The organism is Type-D symbiont of Plautia stali, assembly GCF_001485335.1.
GTDB lineage: Bacteria > Pseudomonadota > Gammaproteobacteria > Enterobacterales > Enterobacteriaceae > Pantoea > Pantoea vagans_C.
This window is the reverse complement of record NZ_BBOC01000002.1, coordinates 75,737-93,012: the sequence shown is the minus strand read 5'-3', so window position 1 is coordinate 93,012 and position 17,276 is coordinate 75,737. Positions and strand designations below refer to the sequence as shown.

Annotated in this window: 12 protein-coding genes, 3 pseudogenes and 1 riboswitch; of the genes and pseudogenes, 9 read left to right on the top strand and 6 right to left on the bottom strand. The window is 54.7% G+C overall.

All coding sequences use genetic code 11. The features are described from left to right. Positions 1–22 precede the first annotated feature (22 nt). Positions 23–841, top strand: coding sequence for an undecaprenyl-diphosphate phosphatase (gene bacA / locus PSSD_RS01160; RefSeq protein ID WP_038644661.1), 819 nt, complete (start codon positions 23–25; stop codon positions 839–841). Positions 842–858: 17 nt separating this feature from the next. Here bacA and PSSD_RS01155 read toward each other — a convergent pair. Both PSSD_RS01155 and PSSD_RS01150 read right to left on the bottom strand, forming a co-directional pair. After that, positions 859–2,090: pseudogene (locus PSSD_RS01155) on the bottom strand (multifunctional CCA addition/repair protein). Between the two features lie 141 nt (positions 2,091–2,231). After that, entirely contained in the window at positions 2,232–2,855 is a 624-nt protein-coding gene (locus PSSD_RS01150; RefSeq protein WP_039328553.1) for a TIGR04211 family SH3 domain-containing protein, read from the bottom strand. A 204-nt stretch (positions 2,856–3,059) separates the two neighbouring features. Here PSSD_RS01150 and PSSD_RS01145 point away from each other — a divergent pair, with 204 nt between their 5' ends. The 3 genes from PSSD_RS01145 (at position 3,060) to hldE (ending at position 8,864) form a co-directional block, all read left to right on the top strand. After that, a complete protein-coding gene (locus PSSD_RS01145) occupies positions 3,060–4,370 on the top strand; it encodes a CYTH domain-containing protein (RefSeq protein ID WP_058968826.1) in 1,311 nt (436 codons plus the stop codon). A 31-nt stretch (positions 4,371–4,401) separates the two neighbouring features. Next, a complete protein-coding gene (gene glnE, locus PSSD_RS01140) occupies positions 4,402–7,257 on the top strand; it encodes a bifunctional [glutamate--ammonia ligase]-adenylyl-L-tyrosine phosphorylase/[glutamate--ammonia-ligase] adenylyltransferase (protein ID WP_058968823.1) in 2,856 nt (951 codons plus the stop codon). 182 nt (positions 7,258–7,439) lie between these two features. Then, positions 7,440–8,864: a bifunctional D-glycero-beta-D-manno-heptose-7-phosphate kinase/D-glycero-beta-D-manno-heptose 1-phosphate adenylyltransferase HldE gene (gene hldE / locus PSSD_RS01135; RefSeq protein WP_058968819.1), complete on the top strand. Its 1,425-nt coding sequence runs from the start codon at positions 7,440–7,442 to the stop codon at positions 8,862–8,864. Between the two features lie 197 nt (positions 8,865–9,061). On the opposite strand, the pseudogene ubiK reads toward hldE, so the two are convergent. Next, a pseudogene (ubiK, locus tag PSSD_RS01130) lies at positions 9,062–9,366 on the bottom strand (ubiquinone biosynthesis accessory factor UbiK). A 171-nt stretch (positions 9,367–9,537) separates the two neighbouring features. Beyond that, a riboswitch (FMN riboswitch) is annotated at positions 9,538–9,687 on the top strand. Between the two features lie 110 nt (positions 9,688–9,797). On the opposite strand from ubiK, the gene ribB reads away from it, so the two are divergent. Together ribB and ygiD are read left to right on the top strand one after the other, a co-directional pair. Beyond that, positions 9,798–10,454: a 3,4-dihydroxy-2-butanone-4-phosphate synthase gene (gene ribB, locus PSSD_RS01125; RefSeq protein ID WP_058968813.1), complete on the top strand. Its 657-nt coding sequence runs from the start codon at positions 9,798–9,800 to the stop codon at positions 10,452–10,454. 264 nt (positions 10,455–10,718) lie between these two features. Beyond that, positions 10,719–11,504, top strand: a complete 786-nt coding sequence (gene ygiD, locus PSSD_RS01120; RefSeq protein WP_058968810.1) for a 4,5-DOPA-extradiol-dioxygenase — start codon at positions 10,719–10,721, stop codon at positions 11,502–11,504. Positions 11,505–11,541: 37 nt separating this feature from the next. Here ygiD and PSSD_RS01115 read toward each other — a convergent pair whose 3' ends face one another. From PSSD_RS01115 to tolC, 3 genes are all read right to left on the bottom strand, one after another. Next, positions 11,542–12,705 (bottom strand): glutathionylspermidine synthase family protein, encoded by a 1,164-nt coding sequence (locus PSSD_RS01115; RefSeq protein WP_058968807.1) that lies wholly within the window; start codon positions 12,703–12,705, stop codon positions 11,542–11,544. Between the two features lie 8 nt (positions 12,706–12,713). Continuing rightward, a complete protein-coding gene (locus tag PSSD_RS01110) occupies positions 12,714–13,406 on the bottom strand; it encodes a DUF1190 family protein (protein ID WP_058968804.1) in 693 nt (230 codons plus the stop codon). A gap of 267 nt (positions 13,407–13,673) precedes the next feature. Beyond that, positions 13,674–15,146, bottom strand: a complete 1,473-nt coding sequence (gene tolC, locus PSSD_RS01105) for an outer membrane channel protein TolC (protein ID WP_039328571.1) — start codon at positions 15,144–15,146, stop codon at positions 13,674–13,676. 212 nt (positions 15,147–15,358) lie between these two features. On the opposite strand from tolC, the pseudogene nudF reads away from it, so the two are divergent. The 3 genes and pseudogenes from nudF to cpdA all read left to right on the top strand — a co-directional run bounded on the left by nudF (position 15,359) and on the right by cpdA (position 17,273). Then, a pseudogene (nudF, locus tag PSSD_RS01100) lies at positions 15,359–15,993 on the top strand (ADP-ribose diphosphatase). After that, positions 15,990–16,415: a DUF1249 family protein gene (locus PSSD_RS01095; protein ID WP_058968800.1), complete on the top strand. Its 426-nt coding sequence runs from the start codon at positions 15,990–15,992 to the stop codon at positions 16,413–16,415. The pseudogene nudF and the gene PSSD_RS01095 overlap by 4 nt, the downstream one beginning before the upstream one ends. 30 nt (positions 16,416–16,445) lie before the next feature. Then, positions 16,446–17,273, top strand: a complete 828-nt coding sequence (cpdA, locus tag PSSD_RS01090) for a 3',5'-cyclic-AMP phosphodiesterase (protein ID WP_058968798.1) — start codon at positions 16,446–16,448, stop codon at positions 17,271–17,273. Positions 17,274–17,276 lie beyond the last annotated feature (3 nt).

Below are 17,276 nucleotides of genomic sequence, written 5' to 3'. Positions count from 1 at the left end.
AACGGATAGAGGAAAAATTTTGATGGCAGATATTCATCAGCTATGGGTCGCTGCAATCCTGGGGGTTGTGGAAGGCCTCACGGAATTCCTGCCGGTCTCTTCTACTGGCCATATGATCATTGTTGGCCATCTGCTCGGCTTCGAGGGCGACAAAGCCGAAACCTTTGAAGTGGTGATTCAGCTGGGTTCAATTCTGGCGGTGGTGGTGATGTTCTGGCGTCGCCTGTTCGGATTGATTGGTATTCACTTCGGTAAAGAGCCACATGAAGGTACCGGAACCGGCAAACTGACGCTGATCCATATCCTGTTAGGCATGGTTCCGGCGGTGGTGATTGGGCTGGTATTGCACGATCAAATCAAAAGTCTGTTTAACCCAATCAACGTGATGTATGCCTTGGTGGTGGGTGGCGTGCTGCTGCTGGTGGCGGAATACTTCAAGCCGAAACAGCCAAAAGCGGTAGGTATCGATGACATCACCTATCGTCAGGCGTTTATGATTGGCTGCTTCCAGTGTCTGGCGCTGTGGCCGGGCTTCTCGCGCTCGGGTGCGACCATTTCGGGCGGTATGCTGATGGGCGTGAGCCGCTATGCTGCCTCGGAGTTCTCATTCATCCTTGCCGTACCGATGATGATTGGTGCCACCGGATTGGATCTTTACAAGAGCATGGGCTTCCTGACGATGCAGGACTTCCCCATGTTCGCTGTCGGCTTCGTGACCGCCTTTATCGTTGCATTGCTGGCGATCAAAGTGTTCCTGGAACTGATTAAGCGTATCTCGTTTGTGTCGTTCGCTATCTATCGCTTTATTGTTGCGGCGGCGGTTTACGCCATCTTCATGTAAGCGCGGCGAGCGGCCAGTTATGCTGGCCGCTCGTTAATCAACCCTTCCTGCACGGCCATCACACGACGACGCGTCAACTCTTCACGCACGGCTGGCCCTTTAAAGCCTGCAGCCACCACCTCTTTAGTCGGCACTGATTGAGCCAAGGCAAAAGCCTGGCGCAAATAATCACCTTGCGGATACGCCATGCTCTCCAACCCGGCACGACCGCGCGCATCGGCTTCACTGGTCAGCGCCATTTTCTCAACGCGGTCGGGTTTACGCCACGCATCGATACGATCAAACAATGCTATCAACGATGCCGCCGACTGACGCTCAATGGTGTGAACCACATCGTGGAATTCGGTCACGATCAATGCCAGATCGCGTACCTGATTCGGCACGCGCAAACGCTGACACAGTGCTTCAACCAGCGGTACACCGGCTAAACCATGGCCATGATGGCTCGGCCATTTTTCCGGCGGAGTCAGCGCCTTACCAACATCGTGGAACAGGGTGGCAAAGCGTACGTCCAACTCGTCTGAAAGTGCGGCGGACATCGTCAGCGTCATCAACGCATGCACACCGGTATCAATTTCCGGATGCCATTTAATCGGCGCGGGAATGCCATACAGATTATCCAGTTCTGGGAACAGCACCTGAAGTGCGCCACAGTCTCGCAACACCTGGAAATAGACTTGCGGATTGCGGGTCAACAGCGCTTTTTCGGTCTCTTTCCAGACGCGCTCTGCGGTGAGATGCGCCAGTTCGCCGCTCTCGGCCATTTCACGCATCAATAATTGGGTTTCATCTGCCACGCGGAAATTGAGATGGGCAAAGCGAGCGGCAAAACGCGCCACGCGCAGTACACGCAACGGATCTTCATTAAAGGCAGCAGAGACATGGCGCAGAGTGCGATGGGCTAAATCCTGTTGACCGTTATAGGGGTCAATCAAGGCGCCATCGTCAGCTTGAGCAATAGCATTGATGGTGAGGTCGCGGCGCTGCAAATCCTGCTCCAGCGTGACGTCCGGGGCGAATTGCGTGACAAAGCCAGTGTAGCCATTACCACTTTTACGCTCAGTGCGCGCTAGCGCATACTCTTCACGGCTACGCGGGTGCAAAAAACCGGAAAATCCCGACCAACCTGCTGATAACCTTGTTCGAGCATATTCTCGGGCGTGGCTCCCACCACCACCCAGTCTCGATCTTTTACCGGCAGGCGCAGTAAGGCATCACGCACCGCGCCACCGACCAGAAACGTCTTCACTCAACCACTCCAGAGGCAATGATAATCTGCGTGCCAGGCACGCATGTTGCGTTATTGTTGCATACTTTGGCCAAAAATCAGGCATGCCAAAAGGGGCATCTTACGATCCCCTGAAATAAAAGAACAAATCGGCGTGGTGGTTTAGTTCATCCAGCGATCGTTTTTCTTACGGCGCGGCAGCATGTGCGGCAGCAAAAGACCCAGCAGCAGACCGACACCCAACACGCCGCCACCATACATAAACCACTGCATGATGATGGTGCGCTGCTTGTCATCCAGTTGGACGTTCGCAGCGCTGACTTTCTTCTGCGCCACAATCAGCTCATTTTTCAGCTTCTGATTTTCGGCTTTCAGGCCATCAATGGTGCCATCGCTGTTCGCCACCTTGTTCTGCATTTCAGAGGTGCGCTGGTTCCAGCTGTTGTCGATATTAGCCAGTTTATCCGTCAGATCTTTAACCTGCTGCTCAAGCTGCGGCACACGGGTGCGCAGGCTGGGTTGAGCGCTGAGCTGTGACAGCGGAATCCAGTTAGTTTTGCCTTCGGCATCGCGAATCTGGCCATATTGGGAATCGTTGTTGACCTGCAACAGGGTGACTTCCTCTCCGGCATTCAGCTTGCCAATCAGGCGATATTGATCGCCCGGACCGCTGCGTACCCAAGTGGATAATTCATCGGAGATATAACGCTTTTCATCAGCAGCATGAACGGGGGCGATGGCGCTAAAAGCCAGCAAAGAAAGGGCAGCAAGTGTGATTTTTTTCATTCGATATCGTTTTTTCTTAATGGCGTAAAATTACTGGCACAGTCTGGGGACGCTTCTCAAAAATCTGAATGAGAACTATCCTGGTCTCAATCCGGTGCGAAAAGGGTCTAAAAAGCACAAGAAAGCAGAGACAGCGTGCTTCCGGTGCATTACTCTTCGCCAGATTAAACTCGTAAGTGCCAGCAGCGTATTGAATAAAAAATTATGACCATTGAAATCGAACTAAAGTTCATTGCCACACCGCAAGCCGCCGAAAAACTCGGGGAAAATCTTGCCGCATGGCCGCATCAGCACTTCGCCGCACGCGAATTGACCAACATCTATTTTGAAACCGATGACAATCAACTGCGTCGTTGGGATATGGGCCTGCGTATTCGTGGTGTTGACCAGCGCTTTGAAATGACGCTGAAAGCCGCCGGTAAAACGGTGGGCGGTCTGCATCAGCGCCCGGAATATAACGTTGATCTCAGCGAGCCGCAGTTGGATATCGCCCAACTGCCAAGCGAAATCTGGCCGCAAGGCACGGATATCGCGGCATTACAGCAGCGTTTACAACCGCTCTTCAGCACCCATTTCCAGCGCGAAGTCTGGCTGGTTCAGTATGGTGACAGCGAAATCGAAGTCGCTTTTGATCGCGGTGAAGTCGCTGCAGGTGAGTTAAGCGAACCGCTGTACGAAGTTGAGCTGGAGTTAAAGAGTGGCCAGCGCGCGGACATGCTGAAATTTGCTGAAAGCTTAATCTCCACCGGTGGCCTGCGCCTTGGCAGTTTAAGCAAAGCCGCACGCGGCTATCAGCTGGCGCAAGGCAATCCGGAGCGCCCACTGCGTGCGCTGGCGCTGCAAAAAATCGCCGCCAAAGCGACAGTGGAGCAGGGCATGGTGAACGCCATGACGGCGGCACTGAATCAGTGGCAGTACCACGAAGAAGTGTGGCTGCGCGGAAATCACGATGCCAAAGATTCTGTGGTTGAAGCACTGGAGACACTGCGTCAGGCATTCTCTCTATTTGGTGCCTTGGTGCCGCGCAAGGCCAATAGCGATCTGCGTCAAAAGCTGACTCACCTTGATGAGTTGCTGGCAGAGGCTGATATTGATGCTGAAAGCGCCTGTTTTTCCCCAGTCTCCGTTGCCGCCCAGTTATCACTCACTCACTGGCTGGTAGAGTCACAATGGCATAACTGGCTGGATGATAAGAGCAAAAGCAAACTGCAGGGTTCGTTCAAACGTTTCAGTGACATTATGCTCAGCCGCATCGCCGCCGATCTGCGCGAAACCTTTGTTGATGTGCAGCTGTTTAATGAATTTCAGGACAAGTCTACGCGCTTGAATCGCCAGCTGTTGGCCGTGCATCTGCTGGCAGGTGCTTATCCAGCGGAAGAGGTGAGTGTCTGGCTGGCGGGTTGGCAAGAGCTACAGCATGCCATTAACACTCATCAGGAGCGCGGCTTGATGCAACTGGTTAACCTGGCCATTCGGCCTGCGCCGTTCTGGCTGAATAGCGGAGTGAAACGCTAAGCCCGACGCACTATCTCATCAGGGAGGGAAGATGTTGTTACCGTTACCGGCGCTGATGCAGGCGCAGTTAGCTATCGTGGCCGAGCGCCTTAATGTGCCGCCTTCGGCCTTTACGCCAGAACAGGCGGGAGCGCTGACCTTTAGTGACTTTATTGTTGATAACCTGCAGCAGCACCCGGAATGGTGGCAACAACTTCAGCAGCAACCACCGGTGGCTGATGAGTGGCAGAATTATTCGACCTGGCTGAAGGGTGCGCTGCAATCGGTTGAGAATGAAGCCTCGCTGATGCGCGAACTGCGTCTGTTCCGTCGTCATATGCTGGTGCGTATTGCATGGATGCAGGCGCTGCAACACGCCAATACTGAACAGAGCCTGACGCAACTCAGCACCCTGGCGGAGATTCTTATCGCTGCCGCGCGTGACTGGGTATGGCAGGACTGCAGCCGCGACTTTGGCACCCCGACCAATGACGCCGGCGAAGCGCAGCCGATGCTGATACTGGGCATGGGCAAGCTGGGTGGCGGCGAACTCAACTTCTCCTCTGATATCGATCTGATCTTCGCGTGGCCGGAAAACGGCGTGACGCAGGGTGGGCGGCGTGAACTCGACAACGCGCAGTTCTTTACCCGCATGGGCCAACGCCTGATTAAGGTGCTGGATCAGCCCACCGTGGATGGCTTTGTCTATCGCGTGGATATGCGCCTGCGCCCCTTTGGCGACAGCGGCCCACTGGTGCTGAGCTTTGCAGCGCTGGAGGATTACTACCAGGAACAAGGCCGCGACTGGGAACGCTACGCGATGGTGAAAGCGCGGCTGATGGGCGACGATCACGGCCACTGGAGCCAGGAGCTGCAGCAAATGCTGCGTCCCTTCGTTTATCGCCGCTACATTGATTTCAGCGTGATTCAGTCGTTGCGTAACATGAAAGGCATGATCGCCCGTGAAGTGCGTCGTCGTGGCCTGAAAGACAACATCAAACTCGGGGCAGGCGGTATTCGCGAAACCGAGTTTATAGTGCAGGTGTTCCAGTTGATTCGTGGTGGACGTGAGCGCTCACTACAACTCAGGTCCCTGTTACCTACGCTGAAGGCGATTGGTGAACTGGCATTATTGACCTCACAGCAGGTCGAGCATTTGCACAACGCTTACCTGTTCCTGCGTCGCCTGGAAAACCTGCTGCAAAGCATCAATGACGAGCAGACGCAAACGCTGCCAGAAAACCCACTCGACCGTCAACGCCTGGCGTGGGCGATGGGTGCAGCGGACTGGGATGCACTGATGCAGCAACTTGAGCAGCAAATGGCGGGTGTGCGCCGTATCTTTGATGAACTGATTGGCGATGATGCGCCAGACGTAGACGACCAACCGCAGCTGGCGGAATTTGCCGGCTTGTGGCAGGACACGCTGGAAGAGAGTGATTTAATTCCTGTGGTGCCGCAGTTGGATGAAGCGCAACGCCACGCGCTGTTTAACGCGCTGAACAGCTTCCGTCAGGACGTGGGTCGTCGCACGATTGGCCCGCGTGGCCGCCTCGCACTTGATCAATTGATGCCGCGCTTGCTCAGTGAAGTGTGTCCGCGCGAAGATGCAGATGTGGTGTTAGGGCGTCTGACACCGCTGCTGCTGGGCGTTTTAACCCGCAGTACCTATCTGGAGCTGCTGACGGAGTACCATGGCGCGTTGCGTCATCTCATCCGCTTGTGCGCCGCCTCGCCGATGATCGCCAGCCAGCTGGCGCGCTATCCGCTGCTGCTGGATGAATTACTCGATCCCGCCACGCTGTATCAACCCACCGCGACCGATGCCTATCGCGATGAACTGCGTCAGTATCTGCTGCGCATTCCCACCGACGACGAAGAGCAACAGCTGGAAGCACTGCGTCAGTTTAAGCAGGCGCAACATCTGCGCATCGCCGCGGCTGACATCGCAGAAACGCTGCCGGTGATGAAAGTGAGCGATCACTTAACCTGGCTGGCGGAAGCCATCATTGAATCGGTAGTGCAGCAAGCCTGGCAAATGATGGTGCAGCGTTATGGCCGCCCCTCGCATCTGACCAGCGACAATGAGCGTGGTTTTGCCGTGGTCGGCTACGGCAAACTGGGCGGCTGGGAATTGGGTTACAGTTCCGATCTGGATTTGGTATTTCTGCATGACTGTCCGGATGATGCGGAGACCGACGGCGAACGCGTCATCGATGGCCGCCAGTTCTACCTGCGTCTGGCTCAGCGCGTGATGCACCTGTTCAGCACGCGCACCTCGTCCGGTATTTTGTATGAAGTGGATGCACGTCTGCGTCCTTCTGGCGCAGCGGGAATGCTGGTCAGTACCTTTGCCGCCTTCGATGAATATCAGCGCAATGAAGCCTGGACTTGGGAGCACCAAGCGCTGGTGCGCGCCCGCATTGTGTTTGGTGAGACCACACTGTGCGACAGATTCAATGAGATCCGTCGTGGCATTCTCTGCCTGCCGCGTGAGCGCAATACGCTGCAAAAAGAAGTGCGTGAGATGCGCGAGAAGATGCGTGCACATCTCAGCAACAAGCACAAAGGGCGCTGGGAAATTAAGACCGATGAAGGCGGGATAACCGATATTGAATTCATCGCGCAATATCTTGTCTTAGGCTACGCGGCCGAACAGCCTGCGTTGACGCGCTGGTCGGACAATGTGCGCATTTTTGAATTGATGGCGCGTCAGGACATCATGCAGGCAGAAGAAGCGCAGGCGCTTACCCATGCCTACGTGACGCTGCGAGATGCCCTGCACCATTTGGCATTGCAGGAGCTTCCGGGGCATGTTGCGCCAGAGTCCTTTGCCGCCGAACGCGCTGCTGTACATCACAGCTGGCAGCGTTGGCTGGCCGCCACCGAATCTGATGGCGCGGAGTAGTCGTTCACAAGCTAACCCGAGATAATTTGGGCTGTAGTAGGGCGGCAAGTGTGTCAATCCCTTGAGCTTACAAGGCTGGGGTAAACAGGCGTTGCCAACGCACCAGTGGCTCGAAGTATGCTGGCTTTATGCTACTATCCGCGCAATATTTTGACTGAAGTACGAAGTCTGGAGTCTTTGGAATGAAAGTAACGCTGCCTGCTTTTGGCAAAGCCGCTGTGCTGGTTGTCGGCGATGTGATGTTAGATCGCTACTGGTATGGTCCTACAAGCCGTATTTCTCCGGAAGCGCCGGTGCCAGTGGTGAAAGTGGACACCATTGAAGAACGTCCGGGCGGCGCGGCAAACGTGGCCATGAACATCGCTGCACTGGGTGCGGTATCGCGTTTGATTGGCCTGACCGGTGAAGACGATGCGGCTCGCGTACTGAGCGACACGCTGGAAAAGGTGAAGGTTGACTGTGATTTCGTTGCGGTGAAAAGTCACCCCACCATCACGAAGTTACGCGTGCTGTCGCGTAACCAGCAGTTGATCCGCCTCGATTTCGAAGAAGGTTTCGAACAGGTTGATCCACAGCCGATCCACGATCGTATGCGTCAGTCGCTGGCGCAGGCCGGTGCGCTGGTGCTGTCAGACTACGCCAAAGGCGCGTTAAGCAGCGTCGAAACCATGATTCAGCTGGCTCGTGAAGCCAAGGTTCCGGTGCTGATCGACCCGAAAGGCACCGACTTTGAACGCTATCGTGGCGCAACCTTACTGACCCCAAATCTGTCTGAATTCGAGGCGGTGGTCGGTAAGTGTAAAACCGTCGAAGAGATTGTCAGCCGTGGCATGCAGCTAATCGCTGACTACGACCTCTCTGCGTTGCTGGTCACTCGTTCAGAGAACGGCATGACCTTACTGCAACCGGGCAAAGCGCCATTGCACCTGCCAACACAAGCGCAGGAAGTGTATGACGTCACCGGTGCGGGCGATACGGTGATTGGCGTGTTAGCGGCAGTGCTGGCGGCGGGCGATAGCCTGGAAGAGGCCTGCTTCCTCGCCAATGCGGCAGCCGGTGTCGTTGTCGGTAAGTTGGGTACTTCGACTGTCAGCACGGTTGAGCTGGAAAATGCCATTCATGCGCGCCCGGACAGTGGATTTGGCGTGATGACGGAATCTGAGCTTAAAGCGGCCGTTGCCCAGGCGCGTCAGCGTGGTGAAAAAGTCGTGATGACCAATGGCGTGTTCGACATCCTGCACGCTGGCCACGTTTCCTACCTGGCGAATGCGCGCAAGCTGGGCGATCGTTTGATCGTTGCAGTGAACAGTGATGCTTCCACCAAACGTCTGAAAGGCGAAACACGCCCGGTTAACCCACAAGAAAACCGTATGATCGTGTTGGGCGCGCTGGAAGCGGTTGACTGGGTGGTGCTGTTTGAAGAGGACACGCCGCAGCGTTTGATCGCTGAAGTGCTCCCCGATCTGCTGGTGAAAGGGGGGGATTACAAACCGGAAGATATCGCGGGCAGCAAAGAAGTGTGGGCCAACGGCGGCGATGTGCGTGTGCTTAACTTTGAAGACGGTATTTCTACCACCAATATCATCAAAACCATCCGCAGCCATTGATGCTGTCGGGGCGACCTTAAGGCCTGATTGTTGTCATTCAGGCGCATTTGGGTCGCCATAAATGGCAACCCTACGATGATCGTGCGCGGTTTCGTAGGGTGCGCATTTAGGTGCACCGGCGTGAAAATGCCCTAAGCGGCATTAGGGCCTTCAGGCCGGCCGATGCTATTGCGCGCGTGCCAAGGCACGCCGCAACCTCACTGAGGTGTATCGATTTTACCCGCTGGATCCGGTGTCACCACCGCAGGAGCCGGAGCGGCAGGGCTCTCACTCTCCAGTTTTGCCAGACGCTGTTCCAGTGCGGCCAGTTTCTCACGCGTGCGCAGTAACACCTGCGTCTGCACATCAAATTCTTCCCGATTAACCAAATCCATGCGGGTTAATTGCGCCTGCAATACCTGACGAATTTTCTTTTCGACATCGTCGCCAAAGTCGCGAATGCCTTTCGGCATAGCTTCATGTACCTGGCGAGCCAGTTGTTCAATTTTTTCGTGTCGATCATGGTAATTTCCTGGTTGCGGTGGCTGATAACAGCGCGTGTTCCGACTCAACAAAGGGTAAGTGTAATGCCTGAACCGAAAAGGTTAAACCTGAATTGCGCAACGCAGGAAATGCAAAAGCATTTGCACTTTTGGCGATTGCCCGTCCAGATGATTGGCGTTATAGTGACCTCGCTTATTCTCAGGGCGGGGCGAAATTCCCCACCGGCGGTAAATCAGCTTCGGCTGAAAGCCCGCGAGCGCTTTCGCTGTTCAGTGAAGGGTCAGCAGATCCGGTGTAATTCCGGGGCCGACGGTTAGAGTCCGGATGGGAGAGGGTAACGACATCAGCCGGGCTTACGCCCGCGTCACGTTTTTGCCATGTGTTTTTTTGCGCACTCCTAAGCACGCCCTGGTTCTGGTAACTCATATATTTTTTATAAGGTTTTTTACCATGAATCAGACGCTTCTTTCTGAATTTGGCACGCCTGAACAGCGTGTAGAACGCGCCATCGATGCGCTGCGTAACGCTCGCGGTGTAATGGTGCTTGACGATGAAAATCGTGAAAACGAAGGCGACATGATCTTTGCCGCCGAAACCATGACCGTAGAGCAGATGGCGCTAACCATTCGCCACGGCAGCGGCATTGTCTGCCTGTGCATCACTGAAGAGCGCCGTCAGCAGTTGGATCTGCCAATGATGGTGGAAACCAACACCAGCTCTTATGGCACTGGCTTCACCGTGACCATCGAAGCGGCTGCGGGTGTGACAACCGGCGTATCTGCAGCAGACCGTATCACCACCATTCGCGCTGCGATTGCCGATGGTGCTAAACCAAGCGATCTCAATCGTCCAGGCCACGTCTTCCCACTGCGCGCCCGCGAAGGCGGTGTGCTTTCTCGTGGTGGTCACACGGAAGCCACGATCGATCTGGTCACACTGGCGGGATTCAAATCCGCTGGCGTGCTGTGTGAACTCACCAACGACGACGGCAGCATGGCGCATGCGCCGGAAGCCATTGTGTTTGCTAAGCAACACAATATGCCGGTCGTGACCATCGAAGACCTGGTGGCTTACCGCCGCGAGCGCGAGACACGTCAGGCAAGCTAAACCTGTCGGGGCCGCCATTCAACGACTTCGGGTGCACCAAGGCGTTGACGGGCAAATAACCGTAGCGGCGCGATTTATCGCGCGTGTCTAAAGCGGCAATGCTGCTGAAAGATACGCAATGAATTGCGCCGTCCATCATCATCACACCTTCACATTCTTATTCAAATTCCCTGACAGACATCATCACCGTTATCAGCGTTAATCCCGGCACGAAAGCGCGTATCGTAGCGATTAATAAAGCGACACTTCGTCAGAGGAACCCTCATGAGCCACAACCGAATGCCCGCCCTGTTTTTAGGTCACGGCAGCCCGATGAACGTACTGGAAGACAACCCTTATACCCGCGCATGGCAGCATTTGGGTGCAACTTTGCCGCGTCCGCGCGCCATTCTGGCGGTGTCGGCACACTGGTACACTCGTGGTACCTCGGTGACGGCGATGAATAATCCACGCACCATTCACGACTTTGGAGGGTTCCCGCAGGCGTTGTTTGATGTGCGTTACCCAGCGCCAGGATCACCCGAACTGGCGCAGGAAGTGATCGATCTGCTGGCACCAATTGACGTGCATGCCGATCACGATTGGGGATTTGATCACGGCTCATGGGGCGTATTAGCCAAAATGTACCCGGACGCGGATATCCCAGTGGTGCAGTTGAGTATTGATGGTACCCAGCCCGCTGAGTGGCACTTCGAGTTGGGCCGCAAACTGGCGACGCTGCGTGATGAAGGGGTGATGATCGTTGCCAGCGGCAACGTGGTACACAATTTGCGTATGCTGCGCTGGCAAGGCGCGGCGACAGCCTATCCGTGGGCTGAGAGCTTCAATGAATATGTGCGTGAGAACCTGAATTTTGAAGGCGCAGTCGCGGATCACCCATTGGTGAATTACCTGCAGCACGAAGGTGCAGAGCTGTCGAACCCCACACCCGAGCACTATCTGCCGTTGCTGTATATCCTTGGCGCTCGTGCCGATGAAGAATCTATTACGATTCCGATCGAAGGTATGGAGATGGGGGCGATCAGTATGATGTCTGTGCAGATCGGCTAACGCTTTGGCCGCCCGAGTGTTTCGGGCGGCACAGCGATCATTCGATAAAGGTGTGCGGGTAGAAGCGAGACAGATCCTGGGTGATCAGGGCGCGATCTTCACGAATACCGATACCGGCTGGTTGATCGTCAATCAGCCAGCTACCAATCAGCGTGTAGCTATCGCCAAATTTAGGCAGCGGATGGAACTGCTGAATAATCATCCCTTCTTCGCCATACGGGCCGTCAGCACGCGCGATTTCCTGACCATTTTCGATGATGCGGATGTTGGCACCCTCACGAGAAAACAGCGGTTTCACCACGTACTTGTCCATCTGCGGGGCATTCTTGTCATCAGCAAAATAGGCGGGCAGCAAGTTAGGGTGATTCGGGAACATCTCCCACAACAGGGGCAGCAGCGCTTTATTCGAGATAATGCTCTTCCAGGCTGGCTCTAACCAGCGCACACCCGCATCGGCAAGCTTAGTGGAGAACACTTCGCGCAGCATGAACTCCCACGGATAGAGCTTGAACAGGTTGCTGATCACTTGATCCTGCGGATCGGTGAACTGGCCTTTCTCACCCAACCCAATCTCATCGATGTAGAGGAATTCGTTTGGCAGGCCCGCTTCGGTGGCACAATCCTGCATATATTGCACCGTAGCACGATCTTCTTCGGTGTCCTGGCAGCAGGCGAAGTGCAGCAGGTTAAAACCATGCTCTTGATGCAGCACAGCGAAGCGCTCAATCAGCTTTTCCTGCAGGCTGTTGAACTGGTCACTGCCTTGCGGCAGGTTGCCTGCACGCACCTGATCTTCCAGCCAGATCCACTGGAAAAACGCCGCCTCATACAGCGAGGTGGGCGTATCGGCGTTATTCTCCAGCAGCTTGGCATCGCCTTTGCCATCCCAGGCTAAATCCAGGCGCGAGTAGAGCGAAGGCTGGCGCAATTTCCAGGAATCACGTACGAAATCCCAGGTATGTTTCGGGATGCAGAAGCGGGCGAGCAGTTCATCACTGTTCACCACTTTCTCGACGGCCTGCAAGCACATTTGATGCAGTTCGGCGGTGGTCTCTTCTAACTGCTCAACTTGCGCCAGCGTGAACTGGTAGTAAGCCTCTTCACACCAGTAAGGCTCGCCGTACATGGTGTGAAACTGGAAACCGTATTCGTTGGCCTTTTCACGCCAGTCCGGGCGTTCGCTGATGGCAATGCGTTGCATACTGCGGCTTAGCCTCCCATCGAACGGCTGCTGCCGGTGCTGCTGCGGTTGGTGCTGGTAGCATTACTGCGCTGCATGGTGTTTTGCTTCGCGACCGTTTCACCAAAGCCACCACGGGTAATCGTGGAGGTGGTAGCGGGTTTCGGTGCCATGGCGGTTTTCGGCACGTTCATGGTACGGCCTGAAGTGGCAGCACCGTAGTTTTTGCCTGAGGCATCAACAAACTGACCGTTGGCTGGGCTGTTCGGTGTTTTCGGTGAGAACAGCGGCTGCTGCGCGAAGCCTGCGCCACCGCCCATCATACGGCCCATCATGTAACCGGCCATCAGTGGCATCCAGAAGCTACCGCTCTGTTGTGCTTCAGCATTGTTGGCAGTGGTACCAACGCCGGCCTGTGCTGGCGTCTGCTGGCATTGGTTCTCACCAAATTCCGCCACGCAATCTTCACGGGTAGCGTATTTCGGTGCGGTGCGCTCAGCTTCTTTCACTGCGTTGTTATACGCCGTGGTGCATTGTGCGCTCTGGCTTGGATTGGCTTTCGCACAATCATCCGCATTTTGATACAGCGAGACTGTTTCATCGCTCTGTTCGCAGCCCGCCAGCATAAACACCGCGGTCACGGCGAGTGCAACCGGCGTTAAGTGGCGAGCCTGCCAGCTTTTACGAAAAGCGGCATGACGAATATTTTTAGTCCGTTTCATTTTGTTTCATCCTGTGCCCAAAGGTGTGGCTTAGGATAGGTGATGAGTGGTGGAAAATGAAGCGAGAAGCCGGATGGCTGGGGGATCTTTACGTTGTTATACACTAAATTATTCACGATGCAGCAAGGCGGCAAACGAGGGAGTTCCGATGAGCTTACAAAAGTAAGTGATTCGGGTGAGCGAGAGCAGCCAACGCCGCTGTAGCTTGAATGATGACGTGTATATACGTTTGAATGCGAAAGGGGCCGTAAGCGGCCCCTTAACAGATTAATTACCGAATGGATTTCCACTGCTGTGAGCGGCTGCCGGACGGGTTTTCGCCGCGGCTGAAGCGGTAGTGGCTTTTGGACCATTATCCACGCGTGAAGCCTGCTGGCTGTTTTCCGGAGCAACCACTTCAGGTGCGGTGGTCACTTCTTTGCCCAGCGAGCTGTTCAGCACCTGCAAATCCTGCTCGTTCAGCGTACCCAGCGCATATTTGATGTTCAGCTGGTTAATCAGATAGCTGTAACGTGCATCAGAGAGCTGCTGCTTGGCGTTGAACAGCGTGGTGGTCGCATCCAACACATCAACGATAGTGCGCGTACCCACCTGATAGCCGGCTTCCATCGCATCCAGTGAGCTCTGCGCAGACACAACGGCCTGTTTGTAAGCATCAATGCTACTGATAGAGGCGTTAACGTTATTGAAGGATGAACGCACGGTCTGGATGGCGCTGCGATGCGCACCTTCCAGCTGTTCACTGGCGGCAACAAAGTTATATTGCGCCTGCTTCACCTGAGAGGTCACCGAACCACCGCTGTACAGCGGCAGTGAGAAGCTCAGACCAACCTGGTTGGATCCCGTGATGGAATCGGTGGTACCTGAACTCTGATTCGCACGGCTGCCGCCATATTTGCTGTTAGACATGCCCGTTGAAGCGGTCAGATCCAGCGTTGGCATATGGCCAGATTCAGCAGAACGAATCTGTTCACGCGCCAGATCCTGGCTCAAACGAGCAGATAACAGATTGAGGTTACGGCTTTCAGCCTGCTTCAGCAGTGTTGCTACTGCATCTGGACGAGCGGTTTTGAAGCGATCGATGTTCAGTGATGCCAGTGCCAGATAATCCATCCCGGTGATCTGGCGCAGAGATTCCACCGCGTTATCGAGGTTGTTACGCGCCGTCACTTCGTTGGCCAGCACGCTGTCATATTGCGCACGGGCGTTCTGCACATCGGTGATGGCAACCAGTCCAACGTTAAAACGCTGAGTGGTTTGATCCAGTTCACGGTAGATCGACTGTTTCTGCGCTTCTGTGTAAGAAAGGGTATCAATCGCCTTCAACACGTTGAAATACGCGGTTGCAGTGTTCAGGATCAAATCCTGTTGGGCAACCTGATAGGTGACGTCCTGAATCCCGGCTGTTTTTTCCTGCAGCGACAGAGCGCGCCATTTCGACATGTCGAAAATAGTTTGAGTTAATTGCAGAGAAGCGCTGGTCGTGTTGGAATGGAGACCGCTGCTGTCACGGTAACCGTTGTTATAGGTGTAATCTGCGCCTAAACCCAGCTGTGGTAATAAAGGACTACGCGCTTCGTTAATTTTCTCAAAGGCTGCATCGCGGTCAGCGGCTGAAGCACGCAGATCCGGGTTGCTAAGGCGCGCCTGCTGGTAAACCTGCAACAGGTTTTCTGCCTGGCTGGCAAGGCTAAATCCGCCCAGGCTCAACCCAATAAAAAGTGGGAGCAGTTTTTTCATTTGCATTCCTTTTGTTGCAGCAAATTGCACTGGTAGTGCTGCAGGTAAGCCAAAAAATAATCGCCGATTCTACAGAGGCGGCGTCAGAGATAAGTTGGCTGAACGTGCCTTCTTCCCCTAATTTACGTAAATAATTCAGAAAGAACCACTCGGACGGAGCACAAGGGTTGGCTTTTCTTCGCTCCATCCCAATCTGCATAAGGAGCCAGATGATGGCGGGTGAAAAAAAATCCCCTGTGACTTTCACAAAAAACGATGTAGAAATTATTGCACGTGAAACACGTTACGATGGTTTTTTTCCATCGTCAGCTACCGTTTCCGTCACCGCCGCTTTAACGGCGATATGAGTGGTGAAGTGGTGCGCGAAGTTTTTGAGCGCGGACACGCCGCCGTGCTGTTACCCTATGATCCCAAACGCGATGAAGTGGTATTGATCGAACAGATCCGTATCCCGGCTTTTGATTCCAGCCCAACGCCCTGGCTGCTGGAGATGGTGGCCGGTATCATTGAACCGGGCGAAACCCCAGAAGATGTCGCGCGTCGTGAGGCGGTAGAAGAAGCTGGCCTCAAGGTGGGGCGCATTAAACCGATAGTGAATTACTTAGCCAGCCCAGGCGGAACGTCTGAACGTTTGTCGGTGCTGGTGGGCGAAGTGGATGCCAGCCTGGCAGAAGGAAATCACGGGCTGGAGGAAGAGAATGAGGATATTCTTGTCCATGTGGTGAGCCGCGAACAGGCTTATCGCTGGGTGGAAGAGGGGATTATTGATAACGCGGCATCTGTCATCGCCCTGCAATGGCTGGCGTTGCACCATGAGAAACTACGACAAGAGTGGAAGCTAAAATGAAACAGCGCTATACCCCTGACTTTCCCGAAATGATGCGTCTGTGCGAAACCAATTTCGCACAGCTGCGTCGCCTGCTGCCGCGAAATGACGAGGCAGGCGCGTCGGTGATCTATCAGGTGAACGGCGCCAGTTATCAGCTCACCATCCAAGAGTCGACGCGTTATACCACGCTGGTGGAGGTTCGCCAGGTGGCCCCTGCGGTCAGTTACTGGAGCCTGCCATCGATGTCGGTGCGGCTCTACCATGATGCGATGGTCGCTGAAGTGTGTTCCACTCAGCAGATCTATCGTTTCAAAGCGCGCTATGATTATCCTAATAAAAAACTGCATCAGCGCGATGAAAAACATCAGATTAACCAGTTCCTTGCCGATTGGTTGCGATATTGTCTGGCGCACGGTGCTGTGGCCGTGCCGGTTTGCTGATAACAATGGCGTGGAGATAAAGGAAACGCTTTGGATAGCCTGCTCACTCTTCCTGCGGCAAATGGGGCCGATATCAGGATTTTACAAATCACGGATACCCATCTTTTTGCAGGAAAACATCAATCGCTGCTTGGGGTAAATACCTGGTCGAGTTTTGATGCGGTGCTGGACGCCATCACGGCGCAACAGCACGATTACGATCTGATTATCGCCACTGGCGATCTCGCCCAGGATCACACCGTCGAAGCTTATCAACACTTCGTAGCGGGTATTACACGCCTGCCGAAGCCGTGCGTCTGGCTGCCGGGAAATCACGATTTTCAACCTGCCATGGTCGATACGCTGGCCGAAGCGGGTATCGCCTCTGACAAACATGTTTTGCTGGGGGAACACTGGCAGTTGGTGTTGCTGGATAGCCAGGTGTTTGGCGTACCGCATGGCATGCTGAGTGAATACCAACTGGAATGGCTGGACAACGCGCTGCGCAAACATCCTGAGCGTCACACGCTGGTGCTGCTGCACCATCATCCGGTGGCATCAGGATGTACCTGGCTGGATCAACATAGCCTGCGCAATCCGCATCAGTTAGAAGCGGTGTTGCAACACTTCCCGCGAGCACGCAACCTGGTTTGTGGTCACATTCATCAGGAACTGGATCTCGACTGGCATGGTCGCCGTGTACTGGCTTCGCCGTCGACCTGTGTGCAGTTCAAACCGCATTGCACCAGCTTTACCATTGATAATGTGGCGCCTGGCTGGCGCTGGTTAACGCTGAAAGCGGATGGCGTGCTGGAAACCGAAGTGAACCGTCTGCAAAGTGATATGTTCCGCCCTGACCTTGATTCCGAGGGCTACTAAACG

Bases quoted from the DNA above. Each gene is read 5' to 3' on its own strand.
- ygiD (WP_058968810.1), top strand. From the start codon at position 10,719: ATGAGCCACAACCGAATGCCCGCCCTGTTTTTAGGTCACGGCAGCCCG.
- PSSD_RS01115 (WP_058968807.1), bottom strand. From the start codon at position 12,705: ATGCAACGCATTGCCATCAGCGAACGCCCGGACTGGCGTGAAAAGGCC.
- bacA (WP_038644661.1), top strand. From the start codon at position 23: ATGGCAGATATTCATCAGCTATGGGTCGCTGCAATCCTGGGGGTTGTG.
- tolC (WP_039328571.1), bottom strand. From the start codon at position 15,146: ATGAAAAAACTGCTCCCACTTTTTATTGGGTTGAGCCTGGGCGGATTT.
- hldE (WP_058968819.1), top strand. From the start codon at position 7,440: ATGAAAGTAACGCTGCCTGCTTTTGGCAAAGCCGCTGTGCTGGTTGTC.
- ribB (WP_058968813.1), top strand. From the start codon at position 9,798: ATGAATCAGACGCTTCTTTCTGAATTTGGCACGCCTGAACAGCGTGTA.
- PSSD_RS01110 (WP_058968804.1), bottom strand. From the start codon at position 13,406: ATGAAACGGACTAAAAATATTCGTCATGCCGCTTTTCGTAAAAGCTGG.
- glnE (WP_058968823.1), top strand. From the start codon at position 4,402: ATGTTGTTACCGTTACCGGCGCTGATGCAGGCGCAGTTAGCTATCGTG.
- PSSD_RS01145 (WP_058968826.1), top strand. From the start codon at position 3,060: ATGACCATTGAAATCGAACTAAAGTTCATTGCCACACCGCAAGCCGCC.
- PSSD_RS01150 (WP_039328553.1), bottom strand. From the start codon at position 2,855: ATGAAAAAAATCACACTTGCTGCCCTTTCTTTGCTGGCTTTTAGCGCC.
- PSSD_RS01095 (WP_058968800.1), top strand. From the start codon at position 15,990: ATGAAACAGCGCTATACCCCTGACTTTCCCGAAATGATGCGTCTGTGC.